This window comes from Spongiibacter sp. UBA1325, assembly GCF_002306875.1.
Lineage (GTDB): Bacteria > Pseudomonadota > Gammaproteobacteria > Pseudomonadales > Spongiibacteraceae > Spongiibacter > Spongiibacter marinus.
Genome location: NZ_DBTD01000010.1, coordinates 366,046 through 382,645 on the forward strand (window position 1 = coordinate 366,046; position 16,600 = coordinate 382,645).

The 16,600-nt window shown below is 56.6% G+C and carries 21 protein-coding genes; 18 read left to right on the plus strand and 3 right to left on the minus strand.

The annotated features are described in order from the left end of the window. Positions 1–44: 44 nt before the first annotated feature. Entirely contained in the window at positions 45–791 is a 747-nt protein-coding gene (gene rpsB / locus B3K78_RS13670) for a 30S ribosomal protein S2 (RefSeq protein ID WP_027873607.1), read from the minus strand. Between the two features lie 289 nt (positions 792–1,080). Between rpsB and map the strand changes: the two genes are divergently transcribed. The 15 genes from map (at position 1,081) to B3K78_RS13745 (ending at position 13,295) form a co-directional block, all read left to right on the plus strand. After that, positions 1,081–1,872: a type I methionyl aminopeptidase gene (gene map, locus B3K78_RS13675; protein ID WP_286695874.1), complete on the plus strand. Its 792-nt coding sequence runs from the start codon at positions 1,081–1,083 to the stop codon at positions 1,870–1,872. 5 nt (positions 1,873–1,877) lie between these two features. After that, positions 1,878–4,541, plus strand: a complete 2,664-nt coding sequence (locus tag B3K78_RS13680) for a [protein-PII] uridylyltransferase (RefSeq protein ID WP_286695875.1) — start codon at positions 1,878–1,880, stop codon at positions 4,539–4,541. Beyond that, positions 4,541–5,731 carry a succinyldiaminopimelate transaminase gene (dapC, locus tag B3K78_RS13685; protein WP_286695876.1) on the plus strand — a complete coding sequence of 397 codons (1,191 nt, stop codon included), beginning with the start codon at positions 4,541–4,543 and terminating at the stop codon, positions 5,729–5,731. Before B3K78_RS13680 ends, dapC begins: the two co-directional genes overlap by 1 nt. Beyond that, on the plus strand, positions 5,728–6,408 hold the full coding sequence (gene nth / locus B3K78_RS13690; protein WP_286695877.1) for an endonuclease III: 681 nt from the start codon (positions 5,728–5,730) through the stop codon (positions 6,406–6,408). Before dapC ends, nth begins: the two co-directional genes overlap by 4 nt. 96 nt (positions 6,409–6,504) lie before the next feature. Then, the gene (locus B3K78_RS13695) at positions 6,505–6,864 is read left to right on the plus strand and encodes an ArsC family reductase (RefSeq protein ID WP_286695878.1); all 360 of its coding nucleotides are present in this window, start codon (positions 6,505–6,507) and stop codon (positions 6,862–6,864) included. Between the two features lie 20 nt (positions 6,865–6,884). Then, a complete protein-coding gene (gene dapD, locus B3K78_RS13700; RefSeq protein ID WP_286695879.1) occupies positions 6,885–7,922 on the plus strand; it encodes a 2,3,4,5-tetrahydropyridine-2,6-dicarboxylate N-succinyltransferase in 1,038 nt (345 codons plus the stop codon). A 132-nt stretch (positions 7,923–8,054) separates the two neighbouring features. Continuing rightward, positions 8,055–8,243, plus strand: coding sequence for a PLDc N-terminal domain-containing protein (locus tag B3K78_RS13705; RefSeq protein WP_027873600.1), 189 nt, complete (start codon positions 8,055–8,057; stop codon positions 8,241–8,243). Positions 8,244–8,252: 9 nt separating this feature from the next. After that, entirely contained in the window at positions 8,253–8,705 is a 453-nt protein-coding gene (locus B3K78_RS13710; RefSeq protein ID WP_239547693.1) for an MgtC/SapB family protein, read from the plus strand. Next, positions 8,698–9,783, plus strand: a complete 1,086-nt coding sequence (locus B3K78_RS13715; protein ID WP_286695880.1) for an AI-2E family transporter — start codon at positions 8,698–8,700, stop codon at positions 9,781–9,783. Before B3K78_RS13710 ends, B3K78_RS13715 begins: the two co-directional genes overlap by 8 nt. Then, complete coding sequence (locus tag B3K78_RS13720; protein WP_204995945.1) at positions 9,764–10,780, plus strand: amidoligase family protein; 1,017 nt, start codon at positions 9,764–9,766, stop codon at positions 10,778–10,780. Before B3K78_RS13715 ends, B3K78_RS13720 begins: the two co-directional genes overlap by 20 nt. Positions 10,781–10,809: 29 nt before the next feature. Then, positions 10,810–11,487 (plus strand): gamma-glutamyl-gamma-aminobutyrate hydrolase family protein, encoded by a 678-nt coding sequence (locus B3K78_RS13725; protein ID WP_027873597.1) that lies wholly within the window; start codon positions 10,810–10,812, stop codon positions 11,485–11,487. Then, positions 11,484–11,912, plus strand: coding sequence for a YqaA family protein (locus B3K78_RS13730; protein ID WP_286695881.1), 429 nt, complete (start codon positions 11,484–11,486; stop codon positions 11,910–11,912). The genes B3K78_RS13725 and B3K78_RS13730 overlap by 4 nt, the downstream gene beginning before the upstream one ends. A gap of 18 nt (positions 11,913–11,930) precedes the next feature. Then, complete coding sequence (locus B3K78_RS13735) at positions 11,931–12,485, plus strand: YaeQ family protein (RefSeq protein ID WP_286695882.1); 555 nt, start codon at positions 11,931–11,933, stop codon at positions 12,483–12,485. A gap of 27 nt (positions 12,486–12,512) precedes the next feature. Then, on the plus strand, positions 12,513–12,929 hold the full coding sequence (locus B3K78_RS13740; protein ID WP_286695883.1) for a VOC family protein: 417 nt from the start codon (positions 12,513–12,515) through the stop codon (positions 12,927–12,929). Between the two features lie 165 nt (positions 12,930–13,094). After that, on the plus strand, positions 13,095–13,295 hold the full coding sequence (locus B3K78_RS13745) for a hypothetical protein (RefSeq protein WP_204995950.1): 201 nt from the start codon (positions 13,095–13,097) through the stop codon (positions 13,293–13,295). 7 nt (positions 13,296–13,302) lie between these two features. Here B3K78_RS13745 and B3K78_RS13750 read toward each other — a convergent pair whose 3' ends face one another. After that, positions 13,303–14,811, minus strand: coding sequence for a transglutaminase domain-containing protein (locus tag B3K78_RS13750; protein WP_286695884.1), 1,509 nt, complete (start codon positions 14,809–14,811; stop codon positions 13,303–13,305). A gap of 133 nt (positions 14,812–14,944) precedes the next feature. Here B3K78_RS13750 and B3K78_RS13755 point away from each other — a divergent pair, with 133 nt between their 5' ends. From B3K78_RS13755 to B3K78_RS13765, 3 genes are read left to right on the plus strand one after another with little or no spacing between them, the layout of a single operon-like run. Further along, the gene (locus B3K78_RS13755) at positions 14,945–15,391 is read left to right on the plus strand and encodes a DUF1499 domain-containing protein (RefSeq protein WP_286695885.1); all 447 of its coding nucleotides are present in this window, start codon (positions 14,945–14,947) and stop codon (positions 15,389–15,391) included. 27 nt (positions 15,392–15,418) lie between these two features. Beyond that, positions 15,419–15,742, plus strand: a complete 324-nt coding sequence (locus tag B3K78_RS13760; protein WP_286695886.1) for a hypothetical protein — start codon at positions 15,419–15,421, stop codon at positions 15,740–15,742. Further along, positions 15,742–16,272, plus strand: coding sequence for a CYTH domain-containing protein (locus B3K78_RS13765; protein WP_286695887.1), 531 nt, complete (start codon positions 15,742–15,744; stop codon positions 16,270–16,272). Before B3K78_RS13760 ends, B3K78_RS13765 begins: the two co-directional genes overlap by 1 nt. Here B3K78_RS13765 and B3K78_RS13770 read toward each other — a convergent pair. After that, positions 16,249–16,437 carry a hypothetical protein gene (locus tag B3K78_RS13770; RefSeq protein WP_027873588.1) on the minus strand — a complete coding sequence of 63 codons (189 nt, stop codon included), beginning with the start codon at positions 16,435–16,437 and terminating at the stop codon, positions 16,249–16,251. The two genes, B3K78_RS13765 and B3K78_RS13770, sit on opposite strands and share 24 nt — an antisense overlap. Positions 16,438–16,600: the final 163 nt, after the last annotated feature.

Below are 16,600 nucleotides of genomic sequence, written 5' to 3' on the forward strand. Positions count from 1 at the left end.
AAAAAAGGGGGCCTTGCCCCCTTTTACGCGATTACACAGGCCAATTACTCGGCCGCTGCGTCGCCTTCTTCCTGCGCTACTTCAACAAACTCGTCGGCAGCAACTGCGGCGTTAGCGCCAGCATTGATGATCACATCAGCTACCGCAGTAACGTAAAGCTTGATCGCACGGATCGCATCATCGTTACCAGGGATTACGTAATCAACGCCATCGGGGTTGCTGTTCGTATCCACGATGCCAAATACCGGAATACCCAGTTTGTTAGCTTCTTGGATAGCAATGCGCTCGTGATCAACGTCGATAACAAACAGCGCATCAGGCAGGCCTGACATTTCTTTGATACCACCGATGGAGCGCTCAAGCTTCTCCATGTCGCGGTGACGCATCAGGGCTTCTTTCTTGGTCAGTTTGTCAAAAGTACCGTCCTGAGCCTGAGTTTCCAGCTCACGCAGACGACGAACAGACTGACGGATAGTTTTGTAGTTTGTCAGCATACCGCCCAACCAGCGGTGGCTCACATAGGGCATACCGGCACGGCTAGCTTGCTCGGCAATAATTTTACCGGCAGCGCGCTTGGTTCCAACAAACAACACCTTGTTTTTGTTCGCACCCAGCTTAGCCAGCGCGTCCAAGGCATTGTTCATCGCAGGAACAGTGTGCTCGAGGTTGATGATGTGAATTTTGTTGCGGGCACCAAAGATGAAGGGTGCCATTTTGGGGTTCCAGTAACGCGTCTGGTGACCGAAGTGAACGCCGGCTTGCAGCATTTCACGCATGCTTACATGAGACATGATTTTTCCTTGATTTTCATCGGGTTAGGAACTTGCACCCGCCCCGCAACCCAACCACAGCCATGCTGCAGCACCCGGGATTACGTGTCGACGAATGCGCGTCGTTTATGCCCTTTCGGCAGGAGGGCCTGCTTTCGGGGCGCGTATTTATACCACAAGGCCCCAGCGACATAAAGCAGAAATCACGCGACTGACGGCAATGACACGGCTGAGCAATCGCGTCTGCTGCGGCGATAGTCTACAATGCGCTGTTTTCAGTTTAACGACTATCCGGGCAGATCACCCCACTATGAATGTAACTATCAAAACCCCTGAGGAAATCGCCGCCATGCGCGTGGCAGGACGCTTGGCCGCCGAAGTGCTGGACATGATCGCCGAGCACGTTCGCCCCGGCGTTACCACCGCTGAACTCGATAAGATCTGCCACGACTATATCGTCGATGTACAACAAGCCATTCCGGCGCCCCTTAACTACAACGGTTTCCCGAAATCCATTTGTACCTCGGTAAACGAAGTCATTTGCCACGGCATCCCTTCGGATAAAAAGGTGTTGAAGGATGGAGACCTGCTCAATATCGACGTCACCGTTATAAAAGATGGCTGGCACGGCGACACCAACCGCATGTACTACGTCGGCAATGTGCCCGAGCATGCAAAACGCCTGTGCGTCGTGACTCAGGAGTGCCTGTATAAAGCCATTGCCTTGGTTAAACCGGGCGCGCGCCTGAGCGATATCGGCGCAGTGATCGCCAAACATGCACGGAGCAACCACTACAGCGTGGTGGAAGAGTATTGCGGCCACGGCATTGGCAGAGGCTTCCACGAAGACCCTCAGGTTCTCCACTATGGCGAGGGCTACAATCGCGGCAACGACCTGGTATTAAAAGAGGGCATGACCTTCACGATTGAGCCGATGATCAATGCCGGCAAAAAACACACCAAGCTCAATCTGAAAGACGGCTGGACCGTTACCACCAAAGATCGCCGGCTCTCGGCGCAGTGGGAGCACACCATGGCGGTTACCGCCGATGGCGTGGAAGTTCTTACCGCCCGCCCCGACGAGCCCTTCTATAAAGGTTAATCACTATGAGCAGCACGCTTCTGAATGCAGAGGCCCTGCAGGATGCCACGGCCCAGTCCGATAATTTAATCGCGACCTATAAACAGTACCTCAGCGAGCTCCAGGATGAGCTCCGGGAACGCTTTGACGCCGACGAGGCTGTACATACGCTGGTAAAACTGCGCTCAGAAAAAATCGATATTCTGCTGCGCAACCTATGGTCGCAGTATCAGTGGGGGGACGACATCTCCCTAATTGCCGTTGGAGGCTATGGGCGCGGCGAGCTGCACCCCTGCTCGGATATCGATCTGCTGATCCTCAGCCGCGACGATCAACACAACTACCGCGAAAATATCGAAGGCTTTATCACCCGTCTTTGGGATATCAACCTGGAGATCGGTCACAGCGTGCGCAGCATCGACGAATGCCGCCAAGCCGCCATTGACGACATCACCGTGGTTACCAACCTGATGGAGTCGCGCCCGCTTGAAGGCAATGCCGCCCTGCACGAGCTGTTGATGAACGAAGTCGGCCCTGACCAAATTTGGCCCAGCGCCGAGTTTTTCCGGGCAAAGTGGGACGAGCAAATCAGTCGCCACCGCAAGTACGCCAATACCGAATACAACCTCGAGCCAAATATTAAAAGCTCCCCCGGTGGCCTGCGCGACATTCAAATGATCGGCTGGGTGATCAAACGCCACTTTGGCGCCCAATCCATCGACGAGTTGCGTGAAAAACTCTTTTTAAGCCAGGAAGAGCTCGACACGCTAAAAGACGGCCAGAATTACCTCTGGCGCCTGCGCTTCGCCCTTCATTTAATCACTGGCCGTGAAGAAGACCGCCTGCTGTTTGATCACCAGCGAACCCTGGCCGCTCGTTTCGGTTACGAAGACGACGACAGCAAACTCGCCGTAGAACGCTTCATGCAACAGTACTACCGCTGGGCGCAGCACCTGGGTGAGCTCAACGACGTACTGATGCAGCACTTCGACGAAACCATTCTCCGCGCCTGCGAGGCGGAGACCGTACTTGAGCTCAATCCGCGCTTTCGCATCCGCAACGGCCATATCGAAGTTAGCAACGAAAAGGTGTTTGAAAAAACGCCCTCCGCGCTGATGGAAATTTTTGTGCTAATGGCCCATCACGACGCTATCGACGGCGTGCGTGCCAGCACCATTCGGCTGATCCGCAAATCGCGTCACTTAATCGACGACGAGTTTCGCGCCGATCCGCGCAATAAGCGGTTTTTCATGGAATTATTGCGCGCCCCACAGCGCGTCGCACTCAACCTCCGTCGAATGAAGCGCTTTGGCGTACTCGGAAAATTTATCCCGGCATTTGGCAAAATCACCGGTCAAATGCAGCACGACCTTTTCCATATTTACTCGGTCGACGCCCACACCCTGGAACTCATCAAGAACCTCAGCCGCTTCCGCTACCCGGACATGGTGAAGGTCTACCCAATGGCCTGCCGCATCATGCAGCGTCTGCCCAAGCCCGAATTACTGTTCCTCGCCGGACTCTTCCACGACATTGCCAAAGGGCGCGGCGGCGACCACTCCACCCTTGGCGCAGTGGATGCGCGCGAATTTTGCCAATACCTCGGGCTAAACCGGCGCGACACCAATCTCGTTGCCTGGCTGGTGGAAAAACACCTAGAGATGTCCTCGGTGTCACAGCGCAAAGATATCCAGGACCCCGATGTGATCCGCGATTTCGCCCTGGAAATGGGTGACCAGCAGCACCTGGACTATCTGTTCTGTTTAACCATTGCCGATATCAATGCGACCAACCCCACGTTGTGGACCTCCTGGCGCGCCTCGCTGATGCGCCAGCTCTATGCAGAAACGCGCCGCGCCCTGAGACGCGGCCTGGAAAACCCCATCGATAAGCAGGAGTGGATTGCAGAGACCCAGCTTGGTGCTATCGAAAAGCTCGAAGACTACGGCTTTACCGAAGAAGAAATTCGCGAGCTGTGGAAAAGCACCGGTGAAGACTATTTTATTCGCGAGCAAGTCGACGATATTGTTTGGCACTGCCGCGCTATCGCTCAGCGCACCTCGCCCGAGGACTCACTGGTATTGGTGAAGGAAGGCGGACTGCTGGACCACGAAGGCGCAACGCAGATCTTTGTGCACACACCATCGCGTAAAGGCACATTTGCGGTACTCGCTGGCGCCATGGAACAACTTGACCTCAGCATACAAGATGCGCGGATCTACAATACCGGGACCAACTACACGCTGGATACCTTTTACGTACTCGGTGTGGATGGTGAACCCATTGGCGACAACCCCGAACGCATCCGTGAGATCACCGAGTTTTTAACTCAGCAACTTGAGAAACCCGACGATTCCCCTGACCTCAGCAGTCGCCGCATGCCGCGACAAATGCGCCTATTCTCCACCCCCACGCGCACCAGTATGGCCACCGACCTCAATAAAGGTCACACCATGCTTGAAGTCATTACCCCAGACCGCCCCGGCCTATTGGCCAGGCTGGCGCTGATCTTCAATGACTACGGCGTGCACCTGCAAAATGCCAAAATCGCCACCCTCGGCGAGCGCGTTGAAGATGTGTTTTTTGTCACCGACGAACACAACCGCCCGATCAATGACCCCCAACTGTGTGAACAAATTCAACACGCGATTTGTTCCGAGCTGGATGAAAAAGCGAGTAAATCAGCCTAATGAATCCGCGCCTACAAACGCTACAGGCCTACCCCTTTGAAAAACTGCGCGCCCTGTTGGGCACCAGCAGCAGCGACTTGCCGCCTATTCCGCTATCCATCGGCGAACCCCGTCACCCTGCGCCGCGCTTTGTTGCCGACACCCTGGCAAGTGAGCTCGGCCGACTCAGCAACTACCCCACAACCAAGGGAATAGCCGAGCTGCGCCAAAGTATTGCGCACTGGGCCGAGCGCCGCTTTGGCCTGAAGACTTTAGATCCTGAAACGCAGGTACTGCCGGTCAATGGCACCCGCGAGGCCCTGTTTGCCTTTGCCCAAGCCGTCGTCAACCCCAGTGATGACGCTCTGGTATGCAGCCCCAACCCCTTTTACCAAATCTATGAAGGCGCGGCGCTATTAGCCGGAGCACAACCCCACTTTCTCGCTTGTAACGCCGGCAATGGCTTTATTCCTGACTACGACGCCGTGCCCGAGGAAGTTTGGCAGCGCTGCCAGTTGTTGTACCTATGCACCCCGGGCAACCCTAGCGGCGCCGTCACCAGCGTCGCCACGCTACAAAAGCTGATTCGTCTGGCAGATAAGTACGACTTCATCCTGGCCAGCGATGAATGCTACTCCGAGCTGTATTTTGACGAGCAGCACGCGCCCGCAGGCCTGTTGCAGGCCTGTGCGGAAATGGGGCGCGATAACTACGAGCGCTGCGTCGTGTTCCACAGCTTGTCGAAACGCTCCAACCTGCCCGGCCTGCGCTCAGGCTTTGTCGCGGGGGATGCCAAAGTGCTGGCCGACTTCCTGCTGTATCGCACCTACCACGGCTGCGCCATGCCCATTCAACACCAACTTGCCAGCATCGCTGCCTGGAACGACGAGGCCCATGTAAAAGGAAATCGCGATCTCTATCGCGAGAAATTCGCTCGGGTTTTAGAGGAACTGGGCGGCTGCTTAGACGTAGAACAGCCCGAAGCCTCGTTCTACCTGTGGGCAAAAACGCCCATCGCCGACACGGAATTTGCCAAACAGCTGTTTGATCAACAGCATGTCACTGTATTGCCCGGCTCTTACCTTTCACGAGAAGTGAACGGCAACAACCCCGGCAGTGGCTATGTGCGCATGGCGCTGGTCGCCGAACTTGAAAACTGTGTCGAGGCCGCCCAGCGTATTCGCCGCTATGTGGAGACGCTCAACACATGAACGCAGGCGAACCAGGGCGTAACTTACTGAAGGCTGAGCGCGTCGACTTTATTTTGCGCCGTCTCGACGAGCTCTACCCCACCCAGCCAATCCCACTGGACCACAAAGACCCTTACACTCTGCTGGTGGCGGTACTGCTGTCGGCCCAGTGTACCGATGAGCGTGTCAACCAAGTGACCCCGGCACTGTTTGCGCTCGCCGACAATCCGGCGGACATGGCCCAGCAAAGTGTCGACGACATTCGCGAGATCATCCGCCCCTGTGGCCTGTCTCCGCAGAAGTCGAAAGCCATCAAGCGGCTCTCGGAAATTTTGCTTGCCGACTACAATGGCCAGGTGCCAGAAGACATGGAAGCACTGGAGACCCTGCCCGGAGTCGGCCACAAAACGGCAAGCGTCGTCATGTCGCAGGCCTTCGGCGTGCCCGCTTTTCCGGTCGATACCCATATTCATCGCCTGGCGCAGCGCTGGGGGCTGACTAACGGCAAAAGCGTTGCCCAAACTGAGAAAGACCTGAAAAGGCTATTCCCCAAAGACCGCTGGAATGCCCTGCACCTGCAAATCATCTACTACGGCCGCGAATTTTGCAGCGCGCGTGGCTGCGACGGCACCGTTTGTGAGATATGCACCACCTGCTATCCCCAGCGAAAGCACCCCAAGAAAACCCACAAGGCCTAAATACATCGATGGCGCGGCGGCCGAGCGCGGCCGCGCCGTGAACCCAGCGCGGCTTTTTGCTATGATGCCGAGCCTTTTCAGAACACAGCATTGGCCATGACAACGACTTTATACGGAATAAAAAACTGCGACACGGTGCGCAAGGCGCGCCGCTGGCTGGATGATCACAATGTCGACTATCAGTTCCACGACGTCCGCGAACAGGCCCTTACCGCCGAGCAACTGCACAACTGGCTGCAAGAGCTGGGCAACAGCCTGATCAATAAGCGCAGCACCACGTGGAAACAACTAAGTGATGAACAGCGCCGCACAATTGATGACGACGCCTCGGCAGTGCAGCTGCTACTGCAGCATCCAACATTAATGAAACGCCCGCTGCTCGACACCGGCAGCGCGCGTCAGCTTGGCTTTAAAGCCGAGCACTACGAGCAATTATTTACCCACCACACGCTTTAAGCCTGTAAGAGAGAACCTTAATGAGTAACGCACTATTTAGCCTGGGCCTGGGTCTAGGCAGCCAAAACAGCAAAGGCGAATGGCTGGATATTTTCTACCCCCAGCCACTGCTACAACCCGCCGAAGCCCTGTGCGCGGCGATCGCCCCCATTGTTGAGTACAAAGGCGGCAATGCGGCAATTACCGTAAACAGCGAGCAAATGAGCCGCGTCGCTGAAGCACTTAAGGCCGCCGGCGACAGCGCCCAGGCCGATATTGCCGCACAGCTGGCAACCGCCAAGCAGGCGCTGGTTGTTACCTTGCTGGCTGAGGACGCTGCCCCCAGCTCGGTTCCCGAGGGTTACTTGAAGCTGCACCTGCTCTCTCATCGCCTGGCCAAGCCGCATTCTCTGGACTTGAGCGGCCTGTTCGGCGTTCTGCCCAATGTTGCCTGGACCAACCAAGGCGCCATCGACCTTCGTGAGTTGCCCCAGCGCCAATTGGAAGCCCGCTTGAACGGTGAATTGCTTGAGGTCATGTCCGTCGACAAATTCCCCAAAATGACGAACTACGTTATGCCCTCCGGTGTTCGTATTGCCCACACCGCGCGCGTGCGCCTGGGCGCCTATCTCGGCGAAGGCACCACCATCATGCACGAAGGCTTTGTAAACTTTAATGCCGGTACGGAAGGCCCCGGTATGATTGAAGGGCGCATCTCAGCCGGTGTCATGATTGGTTCCGGTTCCGACTTGGGCGGTGGCTGTTCAACCATGGGCACCTTGTCCGGCGGCAACAATATTATTATTTCCATCGGCAAAGAGTGCCTGATTGGCGCCAATGCTGGTGTGGGTATTCCACTGGGCGACCGCTGCACAGTAGAAGCCGGCCTGTACATTACCGCTGGATCAGTCGTCACCATGATCGATGAAAAAGGTGAGCACGCAGGTACTGCCAAGGCCCGCGACCTGGCTGGTCAATCGGACCTGTTGTTCCGCCGCAATTCCAAAAATGGTGCCATTGAGGTGCTGACAAACAAGTCAGCGATCGCCCTCAATGACATGCTGCACGCCCACAACTAAACCTGGGTAAACAGCAGTTTGAGAACGCCGCCCCTTCGGGCGGCGTTTTTGTATTGGTGAACTCTGGGTCGACAAACTACTCTATTATTCAGTGGCCGGGCATCGCCGGGCCTAAAAATAACGGGGGCCAACATGGAGTTACAGATCACCGGTTTTTTCGGCTTATTAATTTTTATCGCCGACATCTGGGCCATTCTAAACATCGTTCAAAGTCGCAACAGCTCTGCAAATAAGCTGCTGTGGATCGTGCTTATTTTACTGCTACCCCTTCTCGGGCTAATCATCTGGTGGCTATTCGGGCCGCGAGAGCCGGCAAAGTAACACCGCGCCATGCCCATAATCGCTGATATAAATTGGCCGCTGATCGGCCACCACTTAACGCAGCTGGCTATCGCCTACCTACTCGCTATTCCAATCGGCTGGAACCGCGAAGTTGAGTCGCGCGGCGTCGGCTTGAGAACCTTCCCACTGGTGGCCATTGCTTGCTGCGCCTACCTGCTTATTGGACGAGACATCTTAAGTGGCTCGGAATCTCACGCGCGTTTAATGTATGGTTTGATGAGTGGCATCGGTTTTATCGGTGGCGGCGCCATTCTTAAGCAAGGTGGTTCTGTTAGTGGCACCGCGACGGCCGCGGCGATCTGGGCAACCGGCGCCATTGGCACGGCGGTGGCTTGGCAGCGCTACGAAATCGCGATCGTGGTGAGCCTGATGACCTTTTTAACCCTTCGCGCTCTGCGCCCCCTCAAACACTGGGCAAATACAGACTCAGAAAATGCATAACACACAATCTTCGAAACACAGCGACTGGGCCCTGCGCCTGCTGGCGGTCTTAGCGGTACTTTATACGCTTAGGCTTGCGCGCGACGTCATGTTGCCAATTACGCTGGCGCTTATCTTCGCCCTGCTGTTAGCACCTGCTGTGAGTCGCTTGCAGTGCTGGCGGCTGCCCCGCAGTGCAGCCGCGCTACTGATTTTATCGGCCTGCATCGGCAGTATTGGCGCTGGCTTCTATGCCTTGGCATCGCCAGCCAGCGAGTGGTTGCAGCGCGCCCCCGAAGCGGCAGAGGTGATCCGCGACCACCTGCGCGAGGTCAACAGTGAGCGCAGCAATGTCGATGCCGCCACCGCGAGCATCGACAGTTTGGCCGAGGAATTCTCCGGCCCCGCGAACCCCAAGATAAACAAGGTGGTAATCGCCGACACCGGCTGGCGTGGCGAGATTTGGGAGATCGCGCGCAACTTCGGCGTCTACGGTACGCTCAGCATCATCCTGCTATTTTTCTTGCTCAGCTCAGGCGATGCCCTGATGCAGCGGTTTATTAATAGCCTGCCCAACAAGCAAGATAAGGCCGCAGCCACCCAACTGGCTCGCCACGCCCAGGAGCAAATGTCGCGCTACCTGCTGACCATCACTCTGGTCAACGTTGGTGTTGGAGCAATCACCACCGCTTGTCTGTGGTTATTGGATTTCCCCGACCCTGCGCTGTGGGGCGCCGTTGCCGCGCTGCTGCGCTACATCCCCTATCTCGGGGTGAGCATTACGGTCATGCTGCTGACCATCGTCAGTGCCGTCAGCTTTCAAACACCGGCTCTGGTACTTGTCGCGCCGCTGGGCTATGCCCTGTTCACCGCGCTGGTGGGGCAGTTTGTCGACCCCTTTATTCACGGTATGCGCTTCAGCCTGAACCCGATTATTGTTTTCCTGTGGATCTTTTTTTGGGGCTGGCTGTGGGGTGCCCCTGGTGTCCTGCTGGCCGTCCCCCTGCTCACCCTGTTCCAAGTGGTCTGCAAGCACGTAGATTCACTGAAGCGTATCGCCAACATTATCGGAGACGCGAATGACATCAAAACCCAATGACTACCGCGCCAGTCTGTGGCCATTGCCATCCGCCCGCACTGCCGAAAGCGGCAGCGAGCGCAGGCTAGGTGTGGAAATTGAGTTTACCGGAATGGAAATGGATGCCATTGCCGAGACAATCGTCGACTGCTTTGGCGGCCGTATTGAACGTCAGTCCGACTACGAATACCAAGTGACTGACACGCCTTTCGGCACCTTCGGGGTCGAGCTCGACTCCGCGTATATTAAAAAGCTCGGGCGAGACAGAGAACAGGCCGGTGCCGGCAATGACTTTGAGGAACTCACCGAGTCGATAGTTGGGCTCGTTGCCAAACAGCTGGTGCCCTTTGAGATTGTCGCCCCACCCATCGCGCTGAGTGAGCTTTGGCAGTTGGAAGATCTGTTTCTGCGCTTGCGCCTCGCCGGTGCCAAGGGCACAGAAGCGTCGGCCAAAAACGCCTTTGGCTTGCACTTAAACCCTGAAATGCCCGATTGCGAGCCCGCGACGGTACTCAACTATTTTCGCGCCTTTATCTGTTTATACGACTGGCTCAAGCAGCGCAGCAGAGTCGATTTAAGTCGGCGCTTGACCAGCTATATCGACCCATTTAAGCGCGACTATATGCGCAAGGTGCTGGCAGCAGATTACCAACCCAGCGCGGATGAACTCATCGAGGATTACATCCATTTCAACCCAACACGCAACCGCGCACTGGACATGCTGCCACTGTTTGCCCATATGAACGAAACATTGCTGCGCCAGCATATCGACGACCCGCGGGTGAAAGCCCGCCCCACCCTGCATTACCGTTTGCCGAATAGCCTGATCGACGACCCAAACTGGGGCCTGATCCACCCCTGGCGCGACTGGCTGCAAGTCGATGCGCTAGCCTGTGACAAGGCGCGTTTACAAGCGATGTGTCAGGCCTACCGAGCGCACCTGGAAAGCACGACCAGCAGTCTATTCAGCGACTGGACACAGCATGTCGATAGCAGATTGATCCCCGAACTCTTGTAAATTCATAAAGGACGACGGTTATCAGCAAAATGCGTTCGAGTGACTCACACCCTGTTATCGCCGTTACCGGCGAGGACAGACGCTTCCCCGTGTCGTGGTGGTTTATTCGCTGGGCACTTCGCCGAGCGGGTGCCGAGGCCATTCACCTCACCCCTGAGCACGGCGACGTGCCGCGCCATATCGACGGCATTATCATCAGTGGCGGCGACGATATCGACCAGGGCCTGTATCTGCCAGATGCCCCCGAAGTCGCCCCTATGAATCCCCGCCGAGACCGCTTTGAGATCGGCGCGCTTGAACGACTATTGCCAAGCGGTCTGCCAATCCTGGGGATCTGTCGGGGCGCGCAACTGCTCAACGTTGTACTGGGCGGCAGCTTGCATGTCGACCTAACGCCCTTGCGAAAACGCACCAGCAACCGGCGCATGCTGCTGCCCCACAAAACGCTCCACGTCGATACCGACACGCAACTTTTCGACGTGCTGGGCGAGGAGCAATGCAGAATTAATAGCCTGCACCACCAAGCGGTTGATCGACTGGGCGAAGGCATGCGCGTCAGCGGTCGCGACCTTGATAACATCACCCAAGCCATTGAAGACCCGCAACAGCCGTTTCGGCTGGGGGTACAATGGCACCCCGAATATCTGCCCCAGCACGCGCGCCAGCGCCGTTTATTTGCACAACTTTGCCAGGCGGCCACGCAATGATCAGCGCCTATTTACTCCTGTTCGCCGCCGCCTTTGGGGCAGCAACACTGCTGCCGTTTTACTCGGAAGTGCTGTTGATCGCCCAGCTCGAAGCCGGGCTACTGCCCTTTTGGCTATGGCTAGCAGCCAGTAGCGGCAATACCCTCGGCGCAGGCGTCAACTGGTGGATGGGAGGCAAGCTCAGCCACTATGCCGACCGCCGCTGGTTTCCCGCACGAAAAAAAGACCTGGAGCGCGCGCAGGGCTGGTTTGCCCGCTACGGCAAATGGACCTTGCTGATGTCCTGGCTGCCAATCGGCGGTGACGCACTCACCGTGGTCGGCGGCATTATGCGCGTGCCCGCACTGAGCTTTTTTACCTTGGTCGCCATTGGCAAAAGCCTGCGCTACGCATTGCTCATACTCGGGTACAATGCCGCGGTATAAACAACAGAGGTGACCGCAATGGCGTTAACAGCCAGTATTTTCAAAGCCGATATCGAGATTAGTGACCTGCGACGCCACCATTACCAGCCCTACCAACTCACGCTGGCACGCCACCCCTCTGAAACAGACGAGCGCATGATGCTGCGACTCCTTAGCTTTGCGCTATTTGCCGACCCCGCGCTGCAGTTTACTCGCGGCCTCAGCGATGACGATGAGCCAGATCTGTGGCGCCACAGCCTGAGCGGAGAAACCGAGTTGTGGATTGAGCTTGGGCAGCCCAGTGAAAAGCGCTTGCGCCGAGCGCGCTCCAAAGCCCGGCACGTTGTCGTGGTTTGCTACGGCGGCCGCAGCACAGCCCAATGGTGGCAGGAAAACCAAGGCAAACTGAGCCAGCAAAGCTGGCTGAGTGTCGTCGAAATTCCGGAAGACGAATCGCGAGCCTTGAGCGCGCTCACGCAGCGTTCAATGCAACTACAATTCACGCTGGACGAAGACAGTGTGTGGGTGTCGAGCAGCAGTGACAGTATTGCCATCCACCCGCAATGGCTGCATGGTGAACAGCGTGCTCAGTAACGAGCCCCTGAAAACGAAGGTGTCACCATGATTCAACTCCAGGGTTTGGACCATGTGGTGCTGCGTACAACGCGCCTCGCCGCGATGATCGACTTTTACCAGCGCCTTGGTTGTCACATCGAGCGCGAGGAAGCACAGCTGGGCCTCTATCAACTGCGCGCCGGTGCCAGTCTTATCGATATCGTCCCTGTGGAGGCCCCCCTAGGCCAGGAGGGCGGCCCAGCACCGGGGCAAGATGGCCACAATATGGACCATTTCTGCCTGACCTTGGAAAACTTCGACGGCGACGCTGTGCTGGCCTACCTGGACGGCCAGGGCATTGTCCATGAGGGCATTCAACGGCGCTATGGCGCGCAGGGGTACGGTCCATCCATCTATATTCAAGACCCCGAGGGCAACCGCGTGGAATTGAAGGGCCCGCCTGAAACCGCAGTGCAAACGTGACACCCACATTTCCTCCAGATCAAAAATTCATGACAAATTCATCTAATATCGCGTTTTGAAATAAATTCGTCATACCCCTGTAACAATGCATGGGCATACTGCCCACCATTGAAAGACCACCGCAGCACAGTGTCGCTGCTTGCAAACTCGTCAAGGGGATCGAATATGTCACTCAATAGTTTTCGCGCAGTTTTGGCCGCCGCAGCACTTTTCGTAGCGGGCGCTGCCAGCGCCGACGAGCCTCAGCTTCTTCTTGAAGAAGTTACCGTTATTGGCGCCGTTCACAGCAGCGATGCCGTCACCGTTGCAGACATTGATATGGCCGGCGATGACAGCCTCGTCGACATGCCAGTCGCTTACGAATAAGCCCTCTCTACTCGGTATCGGCCACGCGGCTTTTTAGCTGCACGGCCGATACAATGCGTAGTCCATCCAGCAGCGCGTTCATCGCCAAAAAGTCAGCCTGATCACCATGACTGACGGCCAGGGCAATGTGTCCGGCACTAAATGGCCCCAGCGCACTGTCAAAGTTTTCCCAGCGTTCACCCGTCCAGGCTTCTACCCACATGTGGGGCACAAACACAAAACGCCTGCCTAAAAAGCGTTCGTTGTTGTAAGCCACGCCCATAACAACCCGGCTGGGAATACCGGCGGCCCGCGCCAGGGCCGCCAACATCAGCGCATGTTCTGTGCAATCGCCCTGAGCACTCTCCATTGCCTGCAGCGCTGTCGCGTAGCCGCTGTATGTGGCCACCTCGTCCATATAGCCACTGACAAAACGGGTTAGGCGCTGCATTTTTACCGCTGGCGCTATGGGCGCCTGACCTATCAACTCGTCCACCACGGCGGCGAATGCCGAGGCCTTCGCGGGTAACCAATAGCTCGCGCCAAGGTAATCATCCACGGGCGCCGCCTCAGGCGAGGCTAGCTCACAGTGCTTACATACAGTGACCAACCAATCATTACCCGCTTTTTGCACGGATTGCTGGCCGGTGCCCGGCGGCTGCCAATGCGAGGGCGCACCGCGAAGCTGGTAGCGAACTTTGCCATTCAACGCCTGGTCGCTTATGCGATAGGGAGAGCGCAATAACCGTTGGTATACATGACTCATCGCCTCCAATGGCTCAGCGCGGCAGGCTTCATCACAGGGCAACAACCACATCGACTGACCGGCAGATTCGCTGTACTGCGCCAACACCGTAAAATCGCCATCGGCGTAGTAAATCGCACTGCGCTGCCACGCTCCCTGGCGCTGAACATCTTTACTTATTTTCCAGCGCAGCACCGTCAACCAAGGCGTCAATGCTGTAGACAGGGCCTGCGTCAACGGCGCATTCAGCGGTGTAAACCGGTAGCGCACCGCTTCCACCGCCTGTTGCGCAAAACTCCATTCCTGGGTAAGCAACTCACCGCTCTTGGCATGCTGCGCGAACAAGCGTTGCCGCTGATGAGGAAACTGCGCCACGGCTTGACCAGCAACAGGCGCGAAGGCCTGCCCCTGAGATAGCCATAGGCGCTGGCCACGGTATTCAATGGCCAACCTGTGACTCGCCGCCCGCGACTGCTGCACCTTAGTTGCCTGAAGCGGCCTGCCATCGCGCGCCTCTACGTAGCGAAGTCGCGTTTCTGTTTGCTCAGCGACCTCCCCCGGCTGCTGAATTTGAACACGGAGCGTCTGCTCGGTCGTGCAGCGCGTGTCGTCGCAAAAACTCACTAACTTCCTCAGCCCCACGGGCACGCCATCGACGCTTAATTTCTGCCAGCGGGTAGTGGCCTGCGACGCCGCAGGAATAAATGAGTCTTCGCCGGCTGCCTGCGGCGGCACCGCAGCACAAGACGCCACCAGCGCTAGCAATACCAAAACCAATAATCGACTACGCACACGCCCTTCCATCGTATTTTGAAGCCCTTACCCTGCGCCAGCCTACCAGAGTTCGCGTAAAACTCGATGACACAACAACCGAATTTTCACTACAACGTATACAATGCTATTCATCAGCCCGGGAGTTCTCATCATGCGCCGCTTATTTCTTATTACATCGACTGTCGCCCTTCTTTTCGGCTGCGCAGCACCCCTGCAGTCGCCTGAGCAGGTCGATACCCCCAGTGCACTCTCAAGCTGCCCGTCAGCGCCGCGCTGCGTATCGAGTCAGAGTGAAGACCTAGATGCTTTCACTTCACCATTTAAAGTCACCTCTGCCGAGCAGTGGCAAACCCTGCAATCACTGCTGCGCTCACTGCCGAGAACCCAGGTCATCGCACTATCCGCGCACTACCTCCACGTGGAGGTGCGCAGTAAAATAATGCGCTACCGTGACGATGTTGAGCTGCTGTATACACCGAATAAAAATCGCGTCGATGTGCGCAGCGCTTCTAAAATTGGCTACTATGACTTCGGCGTAAATCGCGAGCGCATCGAAGCACTGCGTTTGCGCTTCCTGGCCGCTACAGCGACGCCCTGACCGCACTCTACGTTTACATAAGGCGCTATGCGAAAAACCGACAAAAAACGCGAAAAACAACTGGTCCACCGCCTTAACGACGTCTGCGAAACCGCGCTGGCCAAACCCCTGCCGGGCTTTTGCTGGCTGACACACACCGCTGACTATCAGCGTTTTCCCAACAGCTTACAGGTCTATTGCGTCGTCGAGGAATCGATGGTGCAGGGTGGGGTATGGATCGGAGAGGAATGGTTGAGAGACGCCATTATTCGCGCGCTGGCTGAAGAAGGCTGGCAAATCCGCAAAACACAAATTCACTGCCTGAGCGAGCCCGCGCTTAACAGACGCCAACTCAGCGAGAAATCACGATAATGACTAGCCCTGCCCCCATGGAGATAGAACGTAAATACCTGGTCAGCAATAACGACTGGCGCCTACAGGCCGAGGCGCTGGGCGTCAAAGGCTGCCATATGGTGCAGGGCTATCTTAGCCGAGACCCGCACCGCAATGTTCGGGTACGCATTGCCGGTGATGCCGCCTGGCTAACCATTAAGGGCATCAGCCAAGGCGCGAGCCGCGTCGAGTTTGAATACGCCATTCCCCTCGACGACGCCCGCGCAATGCTCGCCCTGTGTGAAGGCCCGCTGGTTGAAAAAACCCGCTATACCCTGCCTATTGCCAATGACACTCGGTACTGGGAGATTGACGAATTTGCCGGTGACAACCACGGCCTTATCATCGCCGAAATTGAGCTCGATCACGACAAGCAGCCAGTCCCCTCCGCCAGCTGGCTGGGTAAAGAGGTAACCGGCCAGGTCCATTACTACAACAGTAGCTTGTCGCAACAGCCGTTTAGCAAATGGCCGCAGACACTGCGCTCACAGCATTTCGGTGAAGGCTGAACTGCTGACTCTTACACTGCGATGCGGTTTGAAGTTGGGGCCATCCAGTTGTTCTATATGCCCACCTTTTTTTAGAAAATCCTCTACTTGGCGCGAAAGCTCCGCGCGAATTTGGCGCTGGTGGTGTTCGGATTGTGAGGCCTGAGCTTTGTAGTAACGGTTCATCGCAATTCCTCTTATGGACATTGGGCAACGCTCAAGCGCCGCCGACAGCCAGAAGACTACGCCGCCCCCGTGACAAAATCGGGATGATTTTATGACAACTGTGCAACACCACTGCGTTTATTGGGGGGCAAAAAAAAGGCCGCCTAAGCGACCTTTTCCAAAC